This window comes from Streptomyces flaveolus, from assembly GCF_044765825.1.
Classification (GTDB): domain Bacteria; phylum Actinomycetota; class Actinomycetes; order Streptomycetales; family Streptomycetaceae; genus Streptomyces; species Streptomyces flaveolus.
Window position 1 is genome coordinate 340281 of record NZ_JBIWKU010000004.1, and the last position, 20173, is coordinate 360453.

13 protein-coding genes are annotated in these 20173 nt (G+C 72.1%); 3 read left to right on the plus strand and 10 right to left on the minus strand.

Features of this window, described 5'->3' with window-relative positions:
* The first annotated feature begins 107 nt into the window (after positions 1–107).
* Complete coding sequence (locus ACIRG6_RS14740) at positions 108–926, plus strand: SAM-dependent methyltransferase (RefSeq protein ID WP_364677099.1); 819 nt, start codon at positions 108–110, stop codon at positions 924–926.
* A 10-nt stretch (positions 927–936) separates the two neighbouring features.
* Here ACIRG6_RS14740 and ACIRG6_RS14745 read toward each other — a convergent pair whose 3' ends face one another.
* The 5 genes from ACIRG6_RS14745 to ACIRG6_RS14765 all read right to left on the minus strand — a co-directional run bounded on the left by ACIRG6_RS14745 (position 937) and on the right by ACIRG6_RS14765 (position 7553).
* Entirely contained in the window at positions 937–2820 is a 1884-nt protein-coding gene (locus ACIRG6_RS14745) for a discoidin domain-containing protein (protein ID WP_364821754.1), read from the minus strand.
* A 124-nt stretch (positions 2821–2944) separates the two neighbouring features.
* The gene (locus ACIRG6_RS14750; protein ID WP_364677096.1) at positions 2945–4306 is read right to left on the minus strand and encodes a GH1 family beta-glucosidase; all 1362 of its coding nucleotides are present in this window, start codon (positions 4304–4306) and stop codon (positions 2945–2947) included.
* Between the two features lie 38 nt (positions 4307–4344).
* Entirely contained in the window at positions 4345–5184 is an 840-nt protein-coding gene (locus tag ACIRG6_RS14755) for a carbohydrate ABC transporter permease (protein ID WP_364677228.1), read from the minus strand.
* A gap of 7 nt (positions 5185–5191) precedes the next feature.
* Positions 5192–6193 carry a carbohydrate ABC transporter permease gene (locus tag ACIRG6_RS14760; protein WP_364821750.1) on the minus strand — a complete coding sequence of 334 codons (1002 nt, stop codon included), beginning with the start codon at positions 6191–6193 and terminating at the stop codon, positions 5192–5194.
* A gap of 43 nt (positions 6194–6236) precedes the next feature.
* The gene (locus tag ACIRG6_RS14765) at positions 6237–7553 is read right to left on the minus strand and encodes an ABC transporter substrate-binding protein (RefSeq protein ID WP_364821747.1); all 1317 of its coding nucleotides are present in this window, start codon (positions 7551–7553) and stop codon (positions 6237–6239) included.
* Between the two features lie 182 nt (positions 7554–7735).
* Here ACIRG6_RS14765 and ACIRG6_RS14770 point away from each other — a divergent pair, with 182 nt between their 5' ends.
* Positions 7736–9094, plus strand: a complete 1359-nt coding sequence (locus tag ACIRG6_RS14770) for an ROK family transcriptional regulator (protein ID WP_403322816.1) — start codon at positions 7736–7738, stop codon at positions 9092–9094.
* Positions 9095–9489: 395 nt separating this feature from the next.
* Here ACIRG6_RS14770 and ACIRG6_RS14775 read toward each other — a convergent pair whose 3' ends face one another.
* The 4 genes from ACIRG6_RS14775 to ACIRG6_RS14790 all read right to left on the minus strand — a co-directional run bounded on the left by ACIRG6_RS14775 (position 9490) and on the right by ACIRG6_RS14790 (position 16032).
* Positions 9490–10530 carry a LacI family DNA-binding transcriptional regulator gene (locus ACIRG6_RS14775; RefSeq protein WP_364677088.1) on the minus strand — a complete coding sequence of 347 codons (1041 nt, stop codon included), beginning with the start codon at positions 10528–10530 and terminating at the stop codon, positions 9490–9492.
* A gap of 72 nt (positions 10531–10602) precedes the next feature.
* Positions 10603–13044, minus strand: coding sequence for a glycoside hydrolase family 3 C-terminal domain-containing protein (locus ACIRG6_RS14780; protein ID WP_403323139.1), 2442 nt, complete (start codon positions 13042–13044; stop codon positions 10603–10605).
* 29 nt (positions 13045–13073) lie between these two features.
* On the minus strand, positions 13074–14825 hold the full coding sequence (locus tag ACIRG6_RS14785; RefSeq protein ID WP_403322818.1) for a discoidin domain-containing protein: 1752 nt from the start codon (positions 14823–14825) through the stop codon (positions 13074–13076).
* 121 nt (positions 14826–14946) lie between these two features.
* Positions 14947–16032, minus strand: coding sequence for a DUF1996 domain-containing protein (locus ACIRG6_RS14790; RefSeq protein ID WP_403322821.1), 1086 nt, complete (start codon positions 16030–16032; stop codon positions 14947–14949).
* A gap of 250 nt (positions 16033–16282) precedes the next feature.
* On the opposite strand from ACIRG6_RS14790, the gene ACIRG6_RS14795 reads away from it, so the two are divergent.
* On the plus strand, positions 16283–18079 hold the full coding sequence (locus ACIRG6_RS14795) for a coagulation factor 5/8 type domain-containing protein (protein WP_403322823.1): 1797 nt from the start codon (positions 16283–16285) through the stop codon (positions 18077–18079).
* Positions 18080–18133: 54 nt separating this feature from the next.
* Here the strand turns inward: ACIRG6_RS14795 and fusA are convergent, their stop codons facing one another.
* Entirely contained in the window at positions 18134–20173 is a 2040-nt protein-coding gene (gene fusA, locus ACIRG6_RS14800) for an elongation factor G (RefSeq protein ID WP_403322825.1), read from the minus strand.

The window sequence follows — 20173 nt, forward strand, 5'->3', positions numbered from 1 at the left end:
CCCCGGCCCGTTCTCGTGCCAAGATGACGTCTCGACAGGCACGCACGCAGGTGTTCACCAGGCATGTGCCGTGTGTGGCACGCGAGTTGAGGACGGAGTCAGGCCGCATGACCTCCCTGAGCAGTGGCGAGAGCGCCGCCCATCCCGATCTGATCGACACGAGCAGGCCGCACCCCGCCCGCATGTACGACTACTTCCTCGGCGGGAAGGACAACTACGAGGTCGACCAGAGGGCCGCCGAGCAGTTCATGAAGGCGGCGCCCGAGGTGCGCGAGGGCGTCCTCGCCAACCGGCACTTCATGCACCGCGCGGTGCGGCACGTGGTGGCCGAGGGCGGTGTCCGCCAGATACTCGACGTGGGCACGGGTCTGCCCACCGAGCCCAACGTGCACCAGATCGCGCGTTCGGTCGCCCCGGAGACCCGGGTCGCGTACGTCGACAACGACCCGATCGTCGCCGCCCACTCGAGGGCCCTGTCGGACGACCCGGGCACCGCCGTCGTCCTGGCCGACCTGCGCGACCCCCGGGCGATCCTCGACCGCCCCGAGGTGCGCGCGGTCATCGACTTCGACCGGCCGGTGGCGCTGCTGCTGGTGGCCGTCGTGCACTTCGTCGCCGACGCGGAGGACCCGGCGGGCATCGTCGCCACGCTGCGCGACGCGCTGCCGCACGGCTCCTACCTCGTCCTGTCGCACGCGACGGGTGACGTCCACGAGGACCGGCGCGAGGACGCGGCGGCCGTCTACGACGACGCCACCGCGTCCCTCAACCTGCGTTCGCACGCGGCGGTCCTGGACCTGTTCGGCGACTTCGCGATGGTCGAGCCGGGGCTGGTCCGGGTCACCGACTGGCGGCCCGAGGAGCTACGGCGTCCCGACGCGCCGCGGATCGGCATCTACGGCGGAGTGGCGCGCAAGGGCGCCTGACGGGCGGCGGCTATCCCTTCTGTTCCACCCGCACCCAGTCCACCTCCGCCTGTACTCCCCCGGCCGCGATCCGGTCCACGCTGGACTGCGGCAGGCCCCAGTAGGGGCTGGTGACCTGGTTCCAGCCGGCCGGGTAGGCCCCGCCGAGGGCGAGGTTGAGGATGACGTACTGGTCGTGGGCGAAGACCCACGCGCCGCGCGTCGACTCCAGCTTGTTGCGAGTCGTCTCCTGGACCACCCGGTCGTCGACGGAGAACTTCATGCCCGTCGGCGTCCACTCGACCGCGTAGGTGTGCCACTGGTCGGCCCGGCCGCCGCCCGGGTACACCTGGCGCGCGCCGACGTTGCCGTCCGCCGAGTAGCCGGGCCCGTGCAGGGCGCTGCTGGTCCAGTCGCCGTAGCCGATGTTCTCCATGATGTCGGTCTCGCCGGAGGCCGGCCAGGACACGGAGGGGTCGTCGACGTTGCTGCCGAGCAGCCAGAAGGCGGGCCAGAAGCCGTCGCCGACCGGGAGTTTCATGCGGGCGCTGACCCGGCCGTAGGTGAAGTCGAACTTGGTGTTGGTGTCGATGCGGCCGGACGTGAAGTCGTAGGTGCCGCCACCCGCCTTCGTACAGCCCTTGCAGTGCTTGGCGCGCAGGAGCAGGGCGCCGTTCTCCAGGCGGATGTTGTCGGCCGAGTCGACGTAGGCCTGCGCTTCACCGTTGACGGAGCCCATCTCGGTGCCGGTGCGGACGACGCGCCACTTGCCGCGGTCCAGCGAGGCTGAGGTGAAGTCGTCGAAGAACCTGGTGCGGTAGGTGCCGGACTGTTCGCCGGGCAGCGCGGGGTAGGCGGCGGCCGCGCTGCCTCCGGTGCCCCAGACCTCGAACTCGTAGAGGGAGTAGCCGAACTGGGCGGTGGCCGGGGCGGGGTTGTAGAAGGAGCGGCGTTCCTTGCCGAGCATGCGGACGTATCGGCCGGTGACGGGCTGGGGCAGGCGGACGGTGTCGTGGCGGCCGGTGGCCTCGCCTGGGGACTTCACGTCCGCGCGACGGGCGGCGGCCTCGGCCGCGGAGGGCCGGTACACGGTGCGCCAGGTGCGGTTGTCGTCGGAGACCTGGAGTTCGTAGTCGACGGCGTAAGCCGCCTCCCAGTACAGGTCGACGGTGTCGATGGTGGAGGCGGCGCCGAGGTCGACGGAGACCCAGCGGTCGGCGTTCCAGTCGCTGGACCAGCGGGTGGCGTCGGCCTTGAGGTCGGCGGGACGGCCGCCGTCGGTGACGAAGGCCGGTGAGTTGCCGGCGTGCTGGTAGACGTTCGAGTATGCCGGGTGGTTCAGGGCGAGGTTGGTGCGGGTGGTGGACGCGGGGGCCGGTTCGCCGCCGTAGACCTTGAAGGAGTAGAGGGAGTAGCCGTAGGGCGTGGCGCGTTCGATGCCGCGCATGCGGACGTAGCGGGCCCTCACTTCCTGTGGGTAGGTGTGTGCGGTGACCGTTCCGCCGGTGCCGGCGGTCTCGGTGTAGAAGGGCGTCCAGTCGGTGCCGTTGGTGGATGCTTCCAGTACGTATCTCTTGCCGTAGGCCGCTTCCCAGTCCAGCGTCACCCGGTCGACGCGGATCGTCGTCTTGAGGTCGACGCGGATCCAGGCGCCGTCGGTGAAGTCGCTGGACCAGCGCGTGCCGCCGTCGCCGTCGAAGGCGAGGCCGGGTGCGGTGCCCGGGTTCTCGCTGGCCGATGCGGTGACCGCGGCCGCGTCGGCGGCGTATGCCGAGGCCGCCCTGTCGGTGTCCCAGGCGCCTGCCGCGGCGGCGGTCGGTTCGGCGGCGGCGGGGGTCGTGAGGGACGGGACCGCGGCCAGCAGGGCGAACGCGGTCAGGGCGGTGAGGAGTGTGCGGGGGGCGTGGGACGGCATGCGGGTCTTCTCCTTGGAACGAGGACTGGTGCTGTCATGCTCATGACACGACAACCTGACAGATCGGTCCGTGCAGGCAGTCCGTGGTGGGCGCGCACTCCCGCGCCGCGCCCACCACGGGGTCTCAGGCGGCCTTGCGCTCCCTCCCCCGCGCCCGGCTGATGATGTCGGCGTAGTGGTGTCCGCTGCCCTTGATCGTGCGGACCTGGGTCTCGTAGTCGACGTGGACCAGACCGAAGCGCTTGTCGTAGCCGTACGCCCACTCGAAGTTGTCCAGGAGGGACCAGGCGAAGTAACCGGCCAGCGGGGCGCCCTTGCGGGCGGCGGAGGCGCAGGCGGCCAGGTGGGCGGTGAGGTAGTCCTGCCGTTCCGGGTCGTCGATCGTGCCGTCCGGGCGGACCACGTCCGGGAAGGACGAGCCGTTCTCCGTGACGTACAGCTTGCGCGGCCCGTACTCGCCCGTCAGCCGCAGCAGCAGGTCCTCGATGCCACTGGCGTCGACCTCCCAGTCCATGCCGGTACGGGGGACGCCGACGCGGCGGACGGTGCGGACGTAGGGGGCCGGGGCCGTGGGGTCGGCGGCCACCGTCTGGGGGAAGTAGTAGTTCAGGCCCAGCCAGTCCAGGTCGGCGCCGATCAGGGCCATGTCGCCGTCGCGCTCGGGCAGTTCGACGCCGTAGACCTCGCGCATGTCCTCCGGGAAGCCCCTGCCGTGGACCGGGTCCAGCCACCAGCGGTTGGTGTGGCCGTCCATGCGGCGGGCGGCGGCGAGGTCCTCCTCACGGTCGGTGGCCGCGTGGATGGTGGAGAGGTTGTTGACGATGCCCACCTGCGCGTCCGGGGCGGCCGACCGGATCGCCTGCATCGCCAGGCCGTGACCGAGGAGCAGGTGGTAGGAGGCACGGACCGCCGCCGTGAGGTCCGTCAGGCCCGGGGCCATGACGCCTTCCAGGTGTCCGATCCAGGCGGAGCAGAGGGGCTCGTTGAGGGTGGCCCAGTGCTTGACGCGGTCGCCGAGGCGCTCGGCGACGACCGACGCGTAGGACGCGAAGTGCTCCGCCGTGGCCCGCGCCTGCCAGCCGGCGTCACGGTCCTGGAGCACCTGCGGCAGGTCCCAGTGGTAGAGGGTCACGGACGGCGTGATGCCGGCCTCCAGCAGGGCGTCGACCAGTTCGTCGTAGAAGGCGAGGCCCTTGGCGTTGACGGGGCCGTCGCCGCCGGGGACGACGCGCGGCCAGGCGATCGACAGGCGGTAGGCGTTGGTGCCGAGCCGGCGCATCAGGTCGATGTCCTCGCGCCAGCGGTGGTAGTGGTCGCAGGCGACGTCACCGTGGTCGTTGTTGTCGATCTTTCCGGGGGTGTGGGAGAAGGTGTCCCAGATCGACGGTGAACGGCCGTCCTCCGCCACGGCCCCCTCGATCTGGTACGCCGATGTGGCCGTGCCCCACAGGAAGTCGTGCGGGAGTGCGGCGAGGTCGATGCTCACGTGGGTCCTTTCGGTTTCGAGACGTTCTGCGGCCGCGGTCACTTGACGGCGCCCGCCGTCAGGCCCGCCACCAGGTAGCGCTGGAGGAGCAGGAAGCCCGCCACCACGGGGACGCTCACCACCAGCGAGGCGGCCATGATCTGGTTCCAGTACACGTCGTTCTGCGTGGAGTAGCCCTGGAGGCCGACCGCGAGGGTGCGAGTGGTGTCGTTGGTCATGACCGAGGCGAACAGCACCTCGCCCCAGGCGGTCATGAAGGCGTAGACGGCGACCGCGACGATGCCCGGGGTCGCCGCCGGGACGACGACCCGGATCAGCGCCTTGAGCGGGCCGCAGCCGTCCACGAGGGCGGCCTCGTCCAGGTCGCGCGGCACCGAGTCGAAGTAGCCGATCAGCATCCAGATGGAGAAGGGCAGGGAGAAGGTCAGATAGGTGAGGATCAGGCCCCCGCGGGAGCCGAACAGGGCGATGCCGGTGGTGTTGCCGATGTTCACGTAGATGAGGAACAGGGGCAGCAGGAAGAGGATGCCGGGGAACATCTGGGTGGACAGGACCGTCACCGAGAAGACCCGCTTGCCCCGGAACTCGTAGCGGCTGACCGCATAGGCGGCGAAGACGGCGATCACGACCGAGCAGACGGTCGCCGCGCCCGCCACGACGAGGGAGTTCACGAAGTACTTCGCCAGCGGGACCGTCGACCAGATGTCGATGTACGGGCGCAGGGTCAGGCCGCTGGGCAGCCAGCGGAACTTGCCGGAGACGTCCTGCAGCGGTTTGAGCGAGCTGGAGACCATGACGTACACCGGCAGCAGCACGAAGCCGGCGAGCAGGGTCAGGAAGACGCGGCGCGTCCAGAGGAACGAGCGCGGCATCGCCATCGGGGACCTAGGCACGGGCGGACCTCCGTCCACGCGATGTCAGGAACAGGTAGACGCCGGTCACCAGCAGCAGGAACAGCAGCAGCAGGACCGACATGGCGGAGCCGGTGCCGAAGTTCCAGGTGACGAACGACGACTGGTAGATGTGGATGGAGATCAGGTCGGCCGCCTCCGGGGCGGACTTGCCGAACAGCACGTAGGGCGTGTTGAAGTCGTTGAACGTCCACAGGAACAGCACCAGCACCAGCACCTGGTTGACCGGGCGCAGGGAGGGCAGAGTGATGCGGCGGATCTGCTGCCAGACGCCGGCGCCGTCCAGGGACGCGGCCTCGTAGAGCTCCCGGGGGATGTTCTGCAGGCCGGCCATGACGATGAGGAAGGCGAACGGCCAGCCCTTCCACACCGACACGATGAGCAGCGCGACGAAGCTGTTGTCGCCGATCAGCCAGAAGGACGGCTTGTCGGTGAGGCCGAGCTGGTCGTGCAGGACGTGGTTCACCAGGCCGTTGTCGTGCTGGAACATGAACGCCCAGGTGATGACGGCCGCGTAGACCGGCAGGGCGTAGGGGACCAGGAAGACGGTCCGGAGCAGGCCGCGGCCGCGGAAGGAGTCCTGCATGCAGATCGCCGCCGCCGTGCCGAGGAACCAGCACAGGCCGACGGACAGGATCGTGAAGCCGCAGGTGACCAGGAAGGAGTGGAGCAGCGCCTCGCCGACGGGGGCGTCGAAGTCCACCGACATGCGGTAGTTGTCGAGGGCGGTCCAGGGGGCGGTGGTCCAGTCGCGGATGTAGAACTGGGTGAGTTCCTTGAAGCTCATCACGATGCCGATGACCATCGGCACCAGGTGGACGAGGAGTTCGAGGAGAAGGGCCGGCAGGAGCAGCAGGTAGGGCAGTCCGATGCGGCGGATCCGCCCGGGGCGGCGGCGGGGTCCGCGCGCCGCACCGGGGGAGCTCTTGCCGACCGTCCGCTCGCCGGGCTGCGCCGAGGCGGTCGTGGTGGTCATGGCGAGGTCCGTGTCCGTGTCCGTGGGGTGTCGGTGGGGGTGCTCACTTCGTCGGCATCTGCTGCTGGGCCTTGGCGAGCTTGGCCTTCACCGACTCGGTGGTCACCGCGCGGCCGGCCGCGGCGTCGGCGAACAGCTCCTTGACGGCCGTGCCGACCGCCGTCTCGAACTGCGACTCGTCGGGGACCTGGGGCAGAGCGGCGGCGCTGGTGGCGAGGGTCTCGCGCAGCACGGCGGTGGACTGGGTGTTGAACGCGGGGTCGCTCTGGGCGGCCTTGACCGGTGGGATGGAGCCGTACGCCTTGTTGAGGATCTTCTGTTCGGCGTCGCTCGTCATGAACTCGACGAACTTGGTGGCGCCGTCGACGTTGTCGGTGTTCTTGAAGACGGCCATGTTGATGCCGGCGACCATGGAGTTGGTGGCCGCGCCGGTGCCGGGGGTGCCGGACGGGACGGGCGCGGGGGCGACGCCCCACTCGTCGTCCTTCATACCCATGGTCTTGAAGGTGGCGGAGGCGGTCTGCCACAGCACCATCGCGGTCTTGCCCTTGGCGAAGTCGCTGAGGGACTGGTTCTGCGCGTACTCGGCGTTGCCCGGGGCGACGATCTTGTCCTTGGCCATCAGGTCGACGTACTGCTTGACGGCCGCGACCGCGCCGTCGGAGGTGAAGTCGGGCTTGCCGTCGGCGGTGAAGAAGTCGGCGCCGTGCTGCTTGGCGAAGACGAAGACCTGGTGGATGTTGTTCGACAGGTTGGAGCCCTCGGCGCCCAGGCCCCACTTGCCGTCCTTGGAGATCTTCTTGCCGGTCGCGACCAGCTCGTCCCAGGTGGCCGGCGGCTTGGTGACGCCCGCGTCGGCGAACATCTGCTTGTTGTAGTAGAGCGCGTACGCCATCGAGTACAGCGGTACCGCGGCCGGGTCCTGGCCCTGCACGCCGGTCGATCCGAGCGCGGACTGCACGAAGCGGTCCTTGCCGCCGATCTTGTCGAAGTTCTTCGCGTCCCAGGGCATCAGGGCGCCGGTGGCCTGGAGGGAGGCGCTCCAGGTGTTGCCGATGTTGAGGACGTCGGGGCCCTGGCCGGAGGTGGTCGCGGTGAGGATCCGGTTGAGCAGGTCGGACCAGGGCACGACCTCCAGCTTCACTTTGATCCCCGTCTTCTCCTCGAACTTGTCGAGTTCGGGCTGGAGGACCTTCTTGTCGACCTCGACGCTGGCGCCCTGGTTGGAAGCCCAGTAGGTGAGTTCCTTGGGCGAGTCGTTGGATCCGCCGCCCGAGGAGGAGCCCCCTCCGCAGGCCGAGGCGGCGAGAGCGAGAGACATGGTGACGGCGCCTACGGCCGCGGCTCGGATGCTGCGCATGGCTCCTGGTCCCTTTCCGGGAGTCGAGAAGTCCGAGGACGGCTTCCGGGGGCGACACCCCGTTCGCTTCCCGAAGCCCCTCATGGCTTAATTTAGGACGTGAGTTAAACCTCAAGAGAAAGACGCGTCAAGGTGTCGCGCACGGCCGGTCGGCGACCGGGGACGGTGAAGGAGGGGGCCGGATGGCCAGGGCGAGCGGGCGCACGGTCCGTGACCTGCGGCGGGAGAACCGCGCCGCCGTTCTACAACGGTTGTATTTCGACGGGCCGATGAGCCGGGTCGCGCTCGGTTCGGCGGCCGGGCTGAGTTCGGGCTCCGTCAGCAATGTCGTCGCCGAACTCCTTGCCGAAGGGCTGGTGGAGGAGGCGGGGAGCCTCGGTGCCGACGGCGGCCGGCCGCGCACCCTCCTGCGGATCACCGCCCGCCACGGACGGCTCATCGGCGTCGACGTGGGCGAGACCCGGGTGCGCGTCGAGCTGTTCGACCTGTCGATGGCGGAACTGGCGCGAGCCGGGCGGCCGTTGCCCGGGCACGGCACACGGTCCTACGATGTCGGCGTCGTCGCCGGTCACATCCTCGACGGCATCGCGGAGGTGCTGGACGCGGCCGGAGCCGGACGCGGGTCCGGCGATCTGCTCGGCGTCGGCGTCGGCGTACCCGGCATCGTCGAGCACACCGCAGGCGGCACCCTCGTGCACGGCCAGACGATCGGTTGGGACGCCGTGCCACTGGAACGTCTGCTGCGGGGCTCGGGGCGCCTGCCCGCGCACGTGCCGCTGTTCATCGACAACGGTGCCAAGACCCTGGGGCAGGCCGAGATGTGGTTCGGCGGCGGGCGCGGTGCGCACAACGCCGTCGTGGTGCTGTTCGGCTCCGGGGTCGGCGCGTGCGTCGTCACCCACGACGTCGAGCAGGGCCGCGCGGTGGAGTGGGGGCACCTGACGGTGCGGGTCCGGGGCCGCCGGTGCCGGTGCGGAGCCCGGGGCTGCCTGGAGGCGTACGCGGGCGCCGAGGCGTTGCTGGCACGCTGGCGGGAAGCAGGCGGGCGGCCGCCGTCCGGCACCGACGACGAGGAGGCCGCCCTCACCGACATGCTGCGCGCCGCCCACCCTCCGGACGGCCGGGAACCCGACCCGGTGGCGGCCCGGGTGCTCGCCGAGACGGCCGAGTACCTGGGCGCGGGCCTGTCCGACCTCATCAACCTCTTCCAGCCCGAGCGCATCCTCGTCGGCGGCTGGGCCGGGCTCCAGCTCGGCCCCGGGTTCGTCGAGTCGGTGCGGACACACGCGTACGCCCACGCACTCCGCCATCCCGCCGGGCGGGTCGGCATCACCCTCGGCCGACTCGGGCCGGACGCGGTGACCGTGGGCGCCGCCGTCCTGCCCCTGGCCGCGTTCTTCGCCCGTGGCGGTCACCGCGCCCCGGTCGACTCCCCCGCCCAGCCCCCTGCGTGGCGGACGGCGCTCGGCGGCAGGCTGGCGGGGACCGGGCAGAGTACGGGCCGGGACGAGCGACCGGAGGACCGGACACGCGTCCCCTGACCGGCGGCGGCGCGCGTGCGTCCCGTCGGCGCCGGGGCGGTCCTGCGCACGGGAGGTCGCCCACCGTAGGACGCGACCGACCACTCGCGGTGAACAGCCCGCGAACACCGGGCTGTTGCCCGCGTGCAGCACCCCACCGCCCACCGACGCCGGGAGGTCACCCGCCGTCCGGACGCGACCAGCCGCCCGCCGTGAACAGCCCCGCGAGAACCGGGCTGTTGTCCGCGTGCGGCACCCCGCCGCCCCACCGACGCCGGAACCGCGCTGCCCGCCGCTCCGGCTTCCGCCGCGCTGTCGCCGGGGTGCGCCCGCCGTACCGCCCGTTCGGCGTCGGCCGCCGTCATGACGTCGACGGGGCGTGCGCCCCCGCTCCCGTGACCCCCGGCGTCCCGTGGCTACGCCGAGTCGCGGATCACCAGCTCCGGCTCGAAGATCACCGAAGCAGGCTCGCCGCGCGTCCCGTCGATGTGTTCGCCGAGCAGGCGGGCCATCGTGGCCGCCATCTCCTCCACCGGCTGCCGGACGGTGGTCAGCCGCGGCCGGCAGGTGACGGCCACACTGGAGTCGTCGAAGCCGACGACCGCGACGTCCTCGGGTACCCGGCGCCCGTGGTCGCGCAGCACCTGGACGGCCCCCTGGGCCATCAGGTCATTGGCGGTGAACACCCCGTCCAGAGCGGGGTGTTCGTCGATCAGGGCGCTCATCGCCGCCATGCCGCTGTCGACCGTGAAGCCGCCCTCGGCCACCGGCACATGGGGATGCCCGTGCCGGACCAGGGTGTCCCGGAATCCGGCCAGGCGTTCCTGGCTCGCCGCGACGGCCAGCGGTCCCGCGACGGTGACGACCCGGCGGCAGCCACGGGCCAGCAGGTGCTCGGCCGCGAGCCGCCCGCCGTCCCGGTGGGCGAGGTCGACGTGACTGAGCGGCACCGGGCGCCCGGGGCGGGCGAACAGCACCGCCGGCAGCCGGGCACCGGCCAGCAGCGCGGGCAGCGGGTCGTCGGGGTGCGTGGACACGACGAGCGCACCGTCGGCGCCGCCCTGCCTGAGGTACCTGACCACCTCCTGCCGGGCCTCCGGCGTCTCGGCGAACATCAGCACCGGGTGCATCGAGCGAGGTCGCAGATGCCCGACCACGCCGCCGACGACCCGGCCGAAGAACGGATCGGCGAACACCCGGGTGGCGAAGGCGTTCTGCTCCGTGTCCGAGGCGTCCCCGGCGCCGGAGACCACCAGCGCCACGGTCGTGGTGCGCCGGGTGACCAGCTGCCGGGCGGCCTGGTTGGGGGCGTAGCCGGTGCGTTCGACGGCACGGCGGACCAGCTCCTGGATGGCCGGGTCCACGTTGCGCACGCCGTTGACCACCCGCGAGACGGTGGCCCGGGAGACGCCGGCCTCCCGGGCCACGTCCTCGAGGGTCGGGGCCTGTCTGCTCATGCCCGCACCCTAAACGGCGGCGCCGAGCGGTGGTAGAGCGCTCTCCCGTCGTGCTCTCGCGTCCCGGCCGCGTCACCCCCGTACGACGACCTCCGTCTCCGCGGCCAGCGGCACATCACCCGCCGACCGCCCGGCCAGCACCCGGCAGCGGCCTTCCTCCGTGCGCCACGCGTGCTCCGCCACCGACCAGTGGCGCAGCGCCCGCGCCGGGACCCGCACCGCCGCCGTCACCGTCTCCCCCGGCCGGGCGTGGACCGCCGCGTACCCGGCGAGCCACCGTTCGGGGTGCTCGACCACGGCGGCAGGCCGGGCTAGGTAGACCTGTACGACCTCCCGGCCAGCCCTGGCCCCGGTGTTGCGCACCCGTACCCACGCCGTCAGGTCGTCCCCGGCGCGTGTCACCGGGAGTACGGCCAGCTCCTCGTAGGCCCAGGTGGTGTAGCCGAGTCCGTGCCCGAACCAGTAGGCGGGGGTGCGGTGTTCGCGCAGCCAGCCGCGGTAGCCGATGTGCAGGCCCTCGTCATAGGCGAGGCGGCCGCCGGACGGGCGGGTGCGGGTGACGGGGGCGTCGGCGAGGACGGCCGGCCAGGTGGTGGGCAGCCGTCCGCCCGGCTCGGCGCGCCCGAAGAGCACGTCGGCCAGCCCGCCGCCGCCCTCCTGGCCGGGGAACCAGGCCAGCAGGACCGCGCCCGCCGCGTCCCGCCAGGGCATCTCGACCGGCCCGCCGCTGTTGACCACGGCGACCGTGCGGGGGTTGGCGGCGGCGACGGCCCGGACCAGCGCGTCCTGGGTGCGTCCGAGGGCCAGATCCGTACGGTCGTACCCCTCCGACTCGCCGTGCTCGGTGGTGCCGACGACCACGATCGCGGCCTCCGCCGCCCGGGCCGCGCGGGCCGCCTCGGCCAGGGCTGCGGCGATGTCCGGGGCGGGCGGGGCGGCGCTGACGACGGTCGCCCGGCCGGTTCCGGGTGCCAGTTCGCGGCGTGCCACGAGCAGGGCGTCCTGCCCGACGGCCAGGTCGGCGCCGGCGTACCGGGCGGGTGGGTTGACGTGGACGACCGCCGGGTCGTCGGTGGCCGGCGGGAAGTCGCCGTCGAGCAGCACCCGTCCGTCCAGGCTCAGGCTCATCCGGCCGAAGCCGGCCACGCCCAGGGTCCAGCGGCCCGCGGTGCGGGGGCGCAGCCGGGCACTGATCTCGACGGTGTGCGCCCCCGGCACCAGCCGCGGCTCCAGCAGCCGTCCGCCGCCGCGCCGCTCGGCGTACAGCTCGGCGCCGGTGGCGTCCAGCATGCGCAGCAGGACGCCGGGCCGGCCGGAACGGGGGTCGGTGCACACGGTGGCGTCCAGTGGGGGCGGCGGTCCCTCCGGGCGGGGGCCCGGGACGTGGACGACGCGGGCCCGGCCGCGCAGTGCGGCCCGGACGCCGTCCAGGACGGACACCACGTCCTGGGGGAAGACGCCCGCACTGCCGCCGCCCTGGGTGCGGGTCCGCGCCGCGTGCGCGCCGATCACGGCGACCGTCCCGAGGCGGTCGGCGTCGAGCGGCAGGACGTCCTTGTTGGTCAGCAGGACCGCGCCGGCGGCGACCGCCCGCCGGGCCAGGGTCCGGGCCCGCCGGGTGCGGACCGGGGTCCGGGCGGGCGGCCGTTCCTCGCCGAGGGCTCCGCAGCGGGCGGCGAGCCGCAGCAGGCGTCGCGCCTTGTCGTCGACGGCGGCCTCGGGCACACTGCCGTCGGCCACCGCCCGGGCCAGGGCCTCGCCCCAGGGACCGTCGGGCCCGGGCATGGCGAGGTCCAGCGCGGCGCACGCGGTGTCCACGGTGTCGCGTACCGCGCCCCAGTCGGAGACGACGACGCCGTCGAAGCCCCATTCGCTCTTCAGCGGGTCGATGAGCAGGTCGCTCGCGGTCATGGTGGTGCCGTTGACCGCGTTGTACGCGGCCATGACCAGCCCGACCCCGGCGGCCACCGCGGCCTCGAAGGGGGCGAGGTACACCTCCCTCAGGGCCCGCTCGCCGACGCGTACGTCGACGCTGAGCCGGTCGGTCTCGGAGTCGTTCGCCACGTAGTGCTTGGCCGTCGCGGCCACTCCCTGGTCCTGGACTCCGCGGATGAAGGCGGCGCCGATGCGGCCGGTGAGTTCGGGGTCTTCCGAGAAGCACTCGAAGTGCCGGCCGCCCAGGGGACTGCGGTGCAGGTTGAGGGTGGGGGCGAGCAGCACGTGCACGCCCTTGCGCCGTGCTTCGGCGGCGAGGAGGCCGCCGAGGCGTCGGACGAGTTCCTCGTCCCAGGTGGCGGCGAGCGCGGTGGCTGACGGCAACAGCACGGAGGTGCTGCGCTCGTCCCACGACTGCCCGCGTACGCCCGCCGGGCCGTCGGACATCACCAGCTCGCGCAGTGCCACGCCCGGTTCGGCGCGGGTGCGCCAGGTCGTGGCGCCGTGGAGCAGCAGCGCGCGGGCGCGCGGAGTCAGCTTGCCCAGCAGCCGGTCGATGTCTGCCTCGCTCGTCCCCACCCGGGTCAACCCCTCATCGTGACTGCTGGTCAGTTGTAGACGCCGAACTCGTACAGCGAGTAGCCGTAGCCGGTGCCGCGTGCGGTGCCGTTGACGCGGACGTAGCGGCCGGTGCCGGTCACGTCGAGGTCGTCGACGCCGCCGTTGCCGTCGGTCACCGTGCGCACGGTTCGCCAGTTCGCCCCGTCGTCCGAGGTCTGGACGGTGTAGGCCTTGGCGTAGGAGGACTCCCAGTGCAGCTGCACGTGCCGGAACGTGGTGCGCGTGCCGAGGTCCACCCGCACCCACTGCGGGTCGCTCCAGTCGCTGGCCCAGCGGGTGTTCGGGTTGCCGTCCACTGCGTTGGCGGCGGTGCAGGGACAGTCGCCGTAGCTCGCCTGGAAGGAGGAGGCGGTCGCCGGTCGGCCGAGGGCCACGTTGGTGCCGTCCACGGCGGGCGGCACGACCCTCGCGGAGAGGGTCTCCACGCCGACATTGCCCTTGCCGTCGGTGGCCTTGACGTACAGCTTCCACACGCCGGGCCGGTCGGGGGCGGTGATCCTGAGGCGTCCGCCCCCGAGGTCGGCGAAGGGTACCGGCGTCAGCTGCTTGCTCTGGTCGATGTAGTTGCTGTTGGTGAGCACCTCGTAGGCGATCGGATCGCCGTCCGGGTCGCCGGCGCGGACCGTGAGCACCAGGTCCTTGCCCGCCTGGACCTTGCCGGCGTCGCCCTCGACGCCGAAGCCGGTGACGACGGGCGGGGTGTTGTCGCGCGAGGTGTCCGCGCCGTAGGCCCGCTTCACGGCGTAGTACGACAGCCGCTTCTGTCCGGCGGGCAGCAGGTTGAACCAGATGCCGCCGAAGTCGTACTCGGTGCCGTAGTGGAACAGGGTCGCGCCCAGGGCGACGCCGCGGTGTCCGGTGATGCAGTTCCAGGCCTTGGTGTAGCCCTCCGCCTTGGCCTGGTCGGTGGGTTCCTTCGGTACGCCGTTGGCGTCGTCCGGGACCTCCCACTCACCGGCCGGGCCGGACTCGGTGACGATGTAGGGCTTGGTGTAGCCGCCCTGCTCCCAGGCGGCCCGGACGTCGCAGACCGCGTTGTAGGAGTTGACGGCGTACAGGTCGAGGTCGGGGGCGTTCTTCTTGTAGTACGGCCAGGCGCCGACCCAGGCGTCGGTGGAGGTGACCGGGTGGTTCGGGTCGACGGCGTGGATCTTCCTGGTGACGTCGTTGACGAAGGTGGTGTAGGCGTTGCGCTGGCGTTCCAGCTCGTCGCCGCTGTAGCAGTTCTGCAGGCCGAGCACCGACTCGTTGCCGACGTTCCACATCAGGACGCCGGGGTGGTCCTTGTACTCCTGGACCCACCGGGGGAACTCGGCCAGCATCTGGTCCTTGTAGGCGGTGTCGGTCAGGTAGTTCACGCAGCCGCCGCTGCCCGGGCCGCCGCCGGGCTGGAGCCAGAAGCCGGCGATGACCTTGACGCCGTGTGCGGCGGCGGAGTCGAACAGGGGCCTGCTGCTCGCGTCGGTGCCCCAGGTGCGGATCGTGTTGACGCCCATGGACTTCAGGTCGGGCATGTACCGGTCGGCGTCGGCGACGGAGGGGCCCCAGGTCAGGCCCTTGATCTGGTAGGGGCTGCCGTTCACCGTCAGCTGCCAGTTGCCCTGGCCGCCGGTGACCTTCACGAGGCTGCCGGCGGCGTGCGCCTGCGGGGCGGGGAGGGCGGTGAGGGCGCCGACGGTGAGGAGGGCGGCGGCCAGGGGTGCGGTGAGTCTGCGGGCAGGGGTGGGCGGTCGGCTCATGTGGGGTCTCCGGGGGTACGGGGTGGGGGCGGCCCGGCCGTTGCGGGGCGTGGACGGCCGGGCCGAGCCCGTTGGGTGGGGCCGTCTCGTCGTCCGGGAGCCGGCCAGGTGGGGGTGCGCGTCAGGGCAGTTCGTAGTGCTCGTTCAGGGCCGCGCCGGCCTCGGGATGGGTCTCGTCGTAGCCGCGCGCGTTGCACTGGAGGCCGCCGACGATGCAGTGGTCGACCATGGCCTTGAGGGTGGGCTCGTCCCAGGCGTTGAAGAAGTCGTAGTGGAACGAGTGGCTCGGACCGCTGGCCAGCCGCACCCGCGAGAGGTCGCCGTTGACCGGGAAGGCCATCTTGAACTCGATCATCGGCAGGGCGACCGGGTGACTGGTCGGGCAGATGTTGTTGTTGGTCCCGGGATTGACCACCGGATACGCCATGTGGCTCTTGTGGTCCGGCGTGTCGAGGTGCTTGCCGTCCCAGCAACTGGGCGCCTGGAAGCGAATGTTGACCTGGACGTCCGGGCGGGAGGGGCAGTCGGTGGGGAAGGCTGTGTTGAAGAAGCTGTCACCGCATTCCCAGCCCTCGACGAAGCCGGGGTGGTCGCGGAACTCCTGGGCGCTCTGCATCGGGCTGCCGACGACGTACCGCAGGCCCTTGGGGAAGGGCCGCACGCTGGTGTAGTCGGTGACGCCGGCCTTGTAGTAGATGGTCTGCGGACCGACCGGCAGCACCGGCTCGTCACCGTTGAACATGGTCGGCATCCAGTACCCCGACCGGTCGCCGGGGGCGCGGCACGTGGTGGTCCCCGCATTGAGCGAGGCCGTCGTGCTGTACGCGTTCGTCGTGGTGTTGCCCATGAAGGTGTGGTCGTGCGACTTGCCGGGCTGCTGCGGGTAGACGATCGGGTCGTCGGGCGCCGTGTGGGTGACCGAGCAGTTGGCCTGGAACTCGTGGAAGTAGCGGTGCGGCGGCTCCTTCGTGGACGGGCTGACGCCGGTGACCTGCGGGTTCGCGGGGATGTAGCCGTCGCCGTCCGGGTCCTCGGGCGAGGAGGCGGTCGAGGCGGCCATGGTGTGTCCGGTGCCGGCCGCACGGGCGTGCGGGGCCGGGGCCGGGGCCGGGGTGTCCGCAACCGCGAGCGTGCCGACGCCTGTCGAGGTCAGCAGTAACGCGCTCGCGACGAGGGTGCCGGACAGAACGTTCGATCTCCGTGGCATGGAGACCTCCTGGGAAGGTCGGTGGGATCTCGGAGAGCGCTCTCCCGAGTGGGAGTGTTGAGGGCGCGGCGGGAGGGTGTCAAGGGAACCGGCAGAAGGAACGGGCTTGATGCCCGCACTAGTTGAACGCAACGCCACAGAACTGCCCGCAACTCTTGACGCGTTGTGCACGTGGATGAAACATGCACACCCAGAGAGCGCTCCCCCACCCCCACTACGTTCACTTCCCGAACAAGGAGAGCCGCCCCCCATGCCCTCTTCCCCCACGCCCCCCGCTGCGCCCGAGCCCTCCGGCGTGCGTCGGCGCACCCTTCTCGGGGCGGCCGCCGCGGCCCCCGCGCTGGCCGCGGTGGCCGGCACCGCCTCCGGCTCCACCGGCTCCCGGCGCGGCCCCCGCGCCCTCCCCGGCGGCGGCGACCTCGGCCCGAACGTCCTCGTCTTCGACCCGTCGACACCCGGCATCCAGGCCCGGCTGGACGAGGTCTTCCGGCAGCAGGAGTCGGCCCAGTTCGGCACCGGCCGCTACGCCCTGCTGTTCAAGCCGGGCACGTACCACGGCCTCAACGCCCAGCTCGGCTTCTACACCTCCATCGCGGGCCTCGGTCTCTCCCCCGACGACACGACCATCAACGGTGACGTCACGGTCGACGCCGGCTGGTTCAACGGCAACGCCACCCAGAACTTCTGGCGTTCGGCGGAGAATCTCGCCCTCGTCCCCGTCAACGGCACCAACCGCTGGGCGGTCTCGCAGGCGGCGCCCTTCCGGCGCATGCACGTCCGCGGCGGCCTCAACCTCGCGCCGGACGGCTACGGCTGGGCGAGCGGCGGTTACATCGCCGACAGCCGCGTCGACGGCCAGGTCGGGCCGTACTCGCAGCAGCAGTGGTACACCCGGGACAGTGCCATCGGCGGCTGGACCAACGCCGTGTGGAACATGGTGTTCTCCGGGGTGGAGGGCGCCCCCGCGCAGGGTTTCCCCGACCCGCCGTACACCACCCTCGACACCACACCCGTCTCCCGCGAGAAGCCGTTCCTGTACGTGGAGGGCAGCGAGTACCGGGTGTTTCTGCCGGAGAAGCGTACCGGCGCCCGCGGCGTGTCGTGGGGCAACGGCACCCCGCGCGGCACCTCCCTGCCGCTGTCGCAGTTCTACGTCGCCAAGCCCGGTGTCTCGGCGGACACCCTGAACCAAGCCCTCGACCAGGGCCTCCACCTGCTGCTGACGCCGGGGATCTACCACCTCGACCGCACGGTCACCGTGAACCGCGCGGGCACGGTCGTCCTGGGCCTGGGGTACGCCACGCTCGTCCCCGGCAACGGCGTCACCGCGCTGAAGGTCGCCGACGTCGACGGTGTACGGCTGGCCGGTTTCCTCGTCGACGCCGGTCCGGTCAACTCGGCGACACTGCTGGAGGTCGGCCCGCAGGGCGCGTCCCGGGACCACTCGGCCGATCCGGTCACCGTCCAGGACGTGTTCGTCAGGATCGGCGGGGCGGGCCCCGGCAAGGCCACCACCAGCATGGTGATCAACAGCCGTCACACCATCGTGGACCACACCTGGGTGTGGCGCGCCGACCACGGCGACGGCGTCGGCTGGGAGACCAACCGGGCCGACTACGGCGTCGTCGTGGGTGGTGACGACGTCCTGATCACCGGCCTGTTCGTGGAGCACTTCAACAAGTACGACGTGCAGTGGAACGGCCGGCGGGGCCGCACGATCTTCTTCCAGAACGAGAAGGCGTACGACGCCCCCGACCAGGCCGCGATCCAGAACGGCACGGTCAAGGGCTACGCCGCCTACAAGGTCGCCGACCACGTCACCGAGCACGAGGCATGGGGCCTGGGCAGTTACTGCTACTACAACGTGAACCCCTCCATCGTGCAGCACCACGGCTTCGCCGCGCCGGACCGGCCCGGGGTGCGCTTCCACGGGCTGCTGGTGGTGTCGCTGGGCGGCAACGGGCAGTACGAGCGCGTCGTCAACGAGACCGGCGCGCCCACGTCCGGGACGTCGACCGTGCCGTCGACGGTGGTGTCGTACCCCTGACGGTGCGTGCCGGGGACGGTCCCCTCCCGCTCGGGGAGGGGACCGTCCGGTGCCCTACGGCACCCGGGTCACGGCCGGCGCCGGTGCGTAGCCGGTGGGCCGGGCGGTGAAGGTGCCGCGGCCCTGGGTGCGGCTGCGCAGCCGGGTCGCGTAGCCGAACAGCTCGGCCAGCGGCACGGTGGCCGTGACGACCGCCGCACCGGCCCGCGTGTCGGAACCGGTGACCCGGCCGCGGCGGGCGGCCAGATCACCGAGCACCCCGCCGACCGCGTCCTCGGGCACGGTGACCGTCACCTCCACGACCGGCTCCAGCAGGACCATCGCCGAGGCCCGCAGGGCGTCGCGCAGGCCCAGCCGGCCGGCGGTGCGGAAGGCCGTGTCCGAGGAGTCCTTCACATGGGTCTGGCCGTCGGTGAGCGTGACCCGCAGACCGGTCACCGGGTGCCCGCCGAGCGGTCCCTCGGCCAGGGCGTCCCGGCAGCCGGCCTCGACGGCCCGGACGAACTCCTGCGGTACGCGCCCGCCGACGACCGCCGACCGGAACACGAAACCGCCCTCGTCCCACGGCTCGACGTCCAGCACGACATGCGCGAACTGCCCGGCGCCGCCGTCCTGTTTGACGTGCCGGAAGACGAAACCGGTCACGCCTTCGCCGACCGTCTCGCGGTACGCCACACCCGGGCGGCCCACGGCGACCTCGATGCCGTGTTCGCGCCGGACGCGCTCCACCGCGACCTCCAGGTGGAGTTCGCCCATGCCGGAGAGCACGGTCTGCCCGGTCTCCGGGTCGCTCCGCACGGCCAGCGAGGGGTCCTCCTCGGTGAGCCGGGCGAGCGCGGAGGCCAGCCGGTCGGTGTCGGCGGACCGACGGGCCTCGACGGCGACGTGCACGACCGGTTCGGCCACGCCGGGAGGTTCCAGGACGAGCGGGGCGCCCGGCGCGCACAGGGTGGAGCCGGCGCGGGCGGACTTCAGTCCGATCACGGCGACGATGTCCCCGGCGACCGCCCGCTCCAGCGGGTCGTGCCGGTCGGCCCGCACCCGCAGGATGCGGCCGATCCGCTCGGTGCGGCGCGTGCCCGCGTCCCACACGGTGTCTCCCTTCTCGATCGTGCCCGAGTACACCCGCAGATACGTCAGCCGTCCCGTCGGGGTCGCGTTGACCTTGAACGCCAGGGCGGCCAGCGGTGCGGCCGGGTCGGCGGCCCGTTCCTGCTCCGTGCCCTCGTGCGTGCCGCGCACCGGGGGTACGTCCACCGGGGAGGGCAGGTAGGCCACCACGGCGTCCAGCAGCGGCTCGATGCCGCGGTTGCGGTAGGCCGAGCCGCACAGCACCACCACGGCGTCGCCGGCGCGGGTCAGGTCGCGCAGCGCCGCGGCGAGCGTGCCGGCGGTCAGCGTCTCCCGGTCGCAGAACTCCTCCAGCGCGGCCGGGTGGCGTTCGGCGACCGCCTCCTCCAGCACCCGTCGCCTGCGCGCCGCCTCCTCGCGCAGGGCGTCCGGCACCGGTCGCTCCTCGGGCTGCTGCGCGCCGTCCGCCCACACGAGCGCGCGCATGCGCAGCAGGTCGACGACGCCGGTGAAGCCGTCCTCCGCGCCGATGGGCAGCTGCACGGCGAGCGGAGCGGGGTGCAGCCGTGCACGGATGGAGGCGACGGCCGCGTCGAGGTCGGCGCCGGCCCGGTCCATCTTGTTGACGAACGCGATCCGCGGCACGCCGTACCGGTCGGCCTGCCGCCACACGGACTCGCTCTGCGGTTCGACGCCCGCCACGGCGTCGAACACGGCGACGGCGCCGTCCAGCACGCGCAGCGACCGCTCGACCTCGTCGGCGAAGTCGACGTGGCCCGGTGTGTCGATCAGGTTGATCCGGTGGCCGTCCCAGGAGCAGCTGACGGCCGCGGCGAAGATGGTGATGCCGCGGTCGCGCTCCTGCGGGTCGAAGTCGGTGACGGTCGTGCCGTCGTGGACCTCGCCGCGCTTGTAGGTGGTGCCGGTGGCGTAGAGGATCCGCTCGGTGACGGTGGTCTTGCCCGCGTCGACGTGGGCGAGGATGCCGAGGTTGCGGACGGTGGTGAGGGAGGTGCTGCGCAT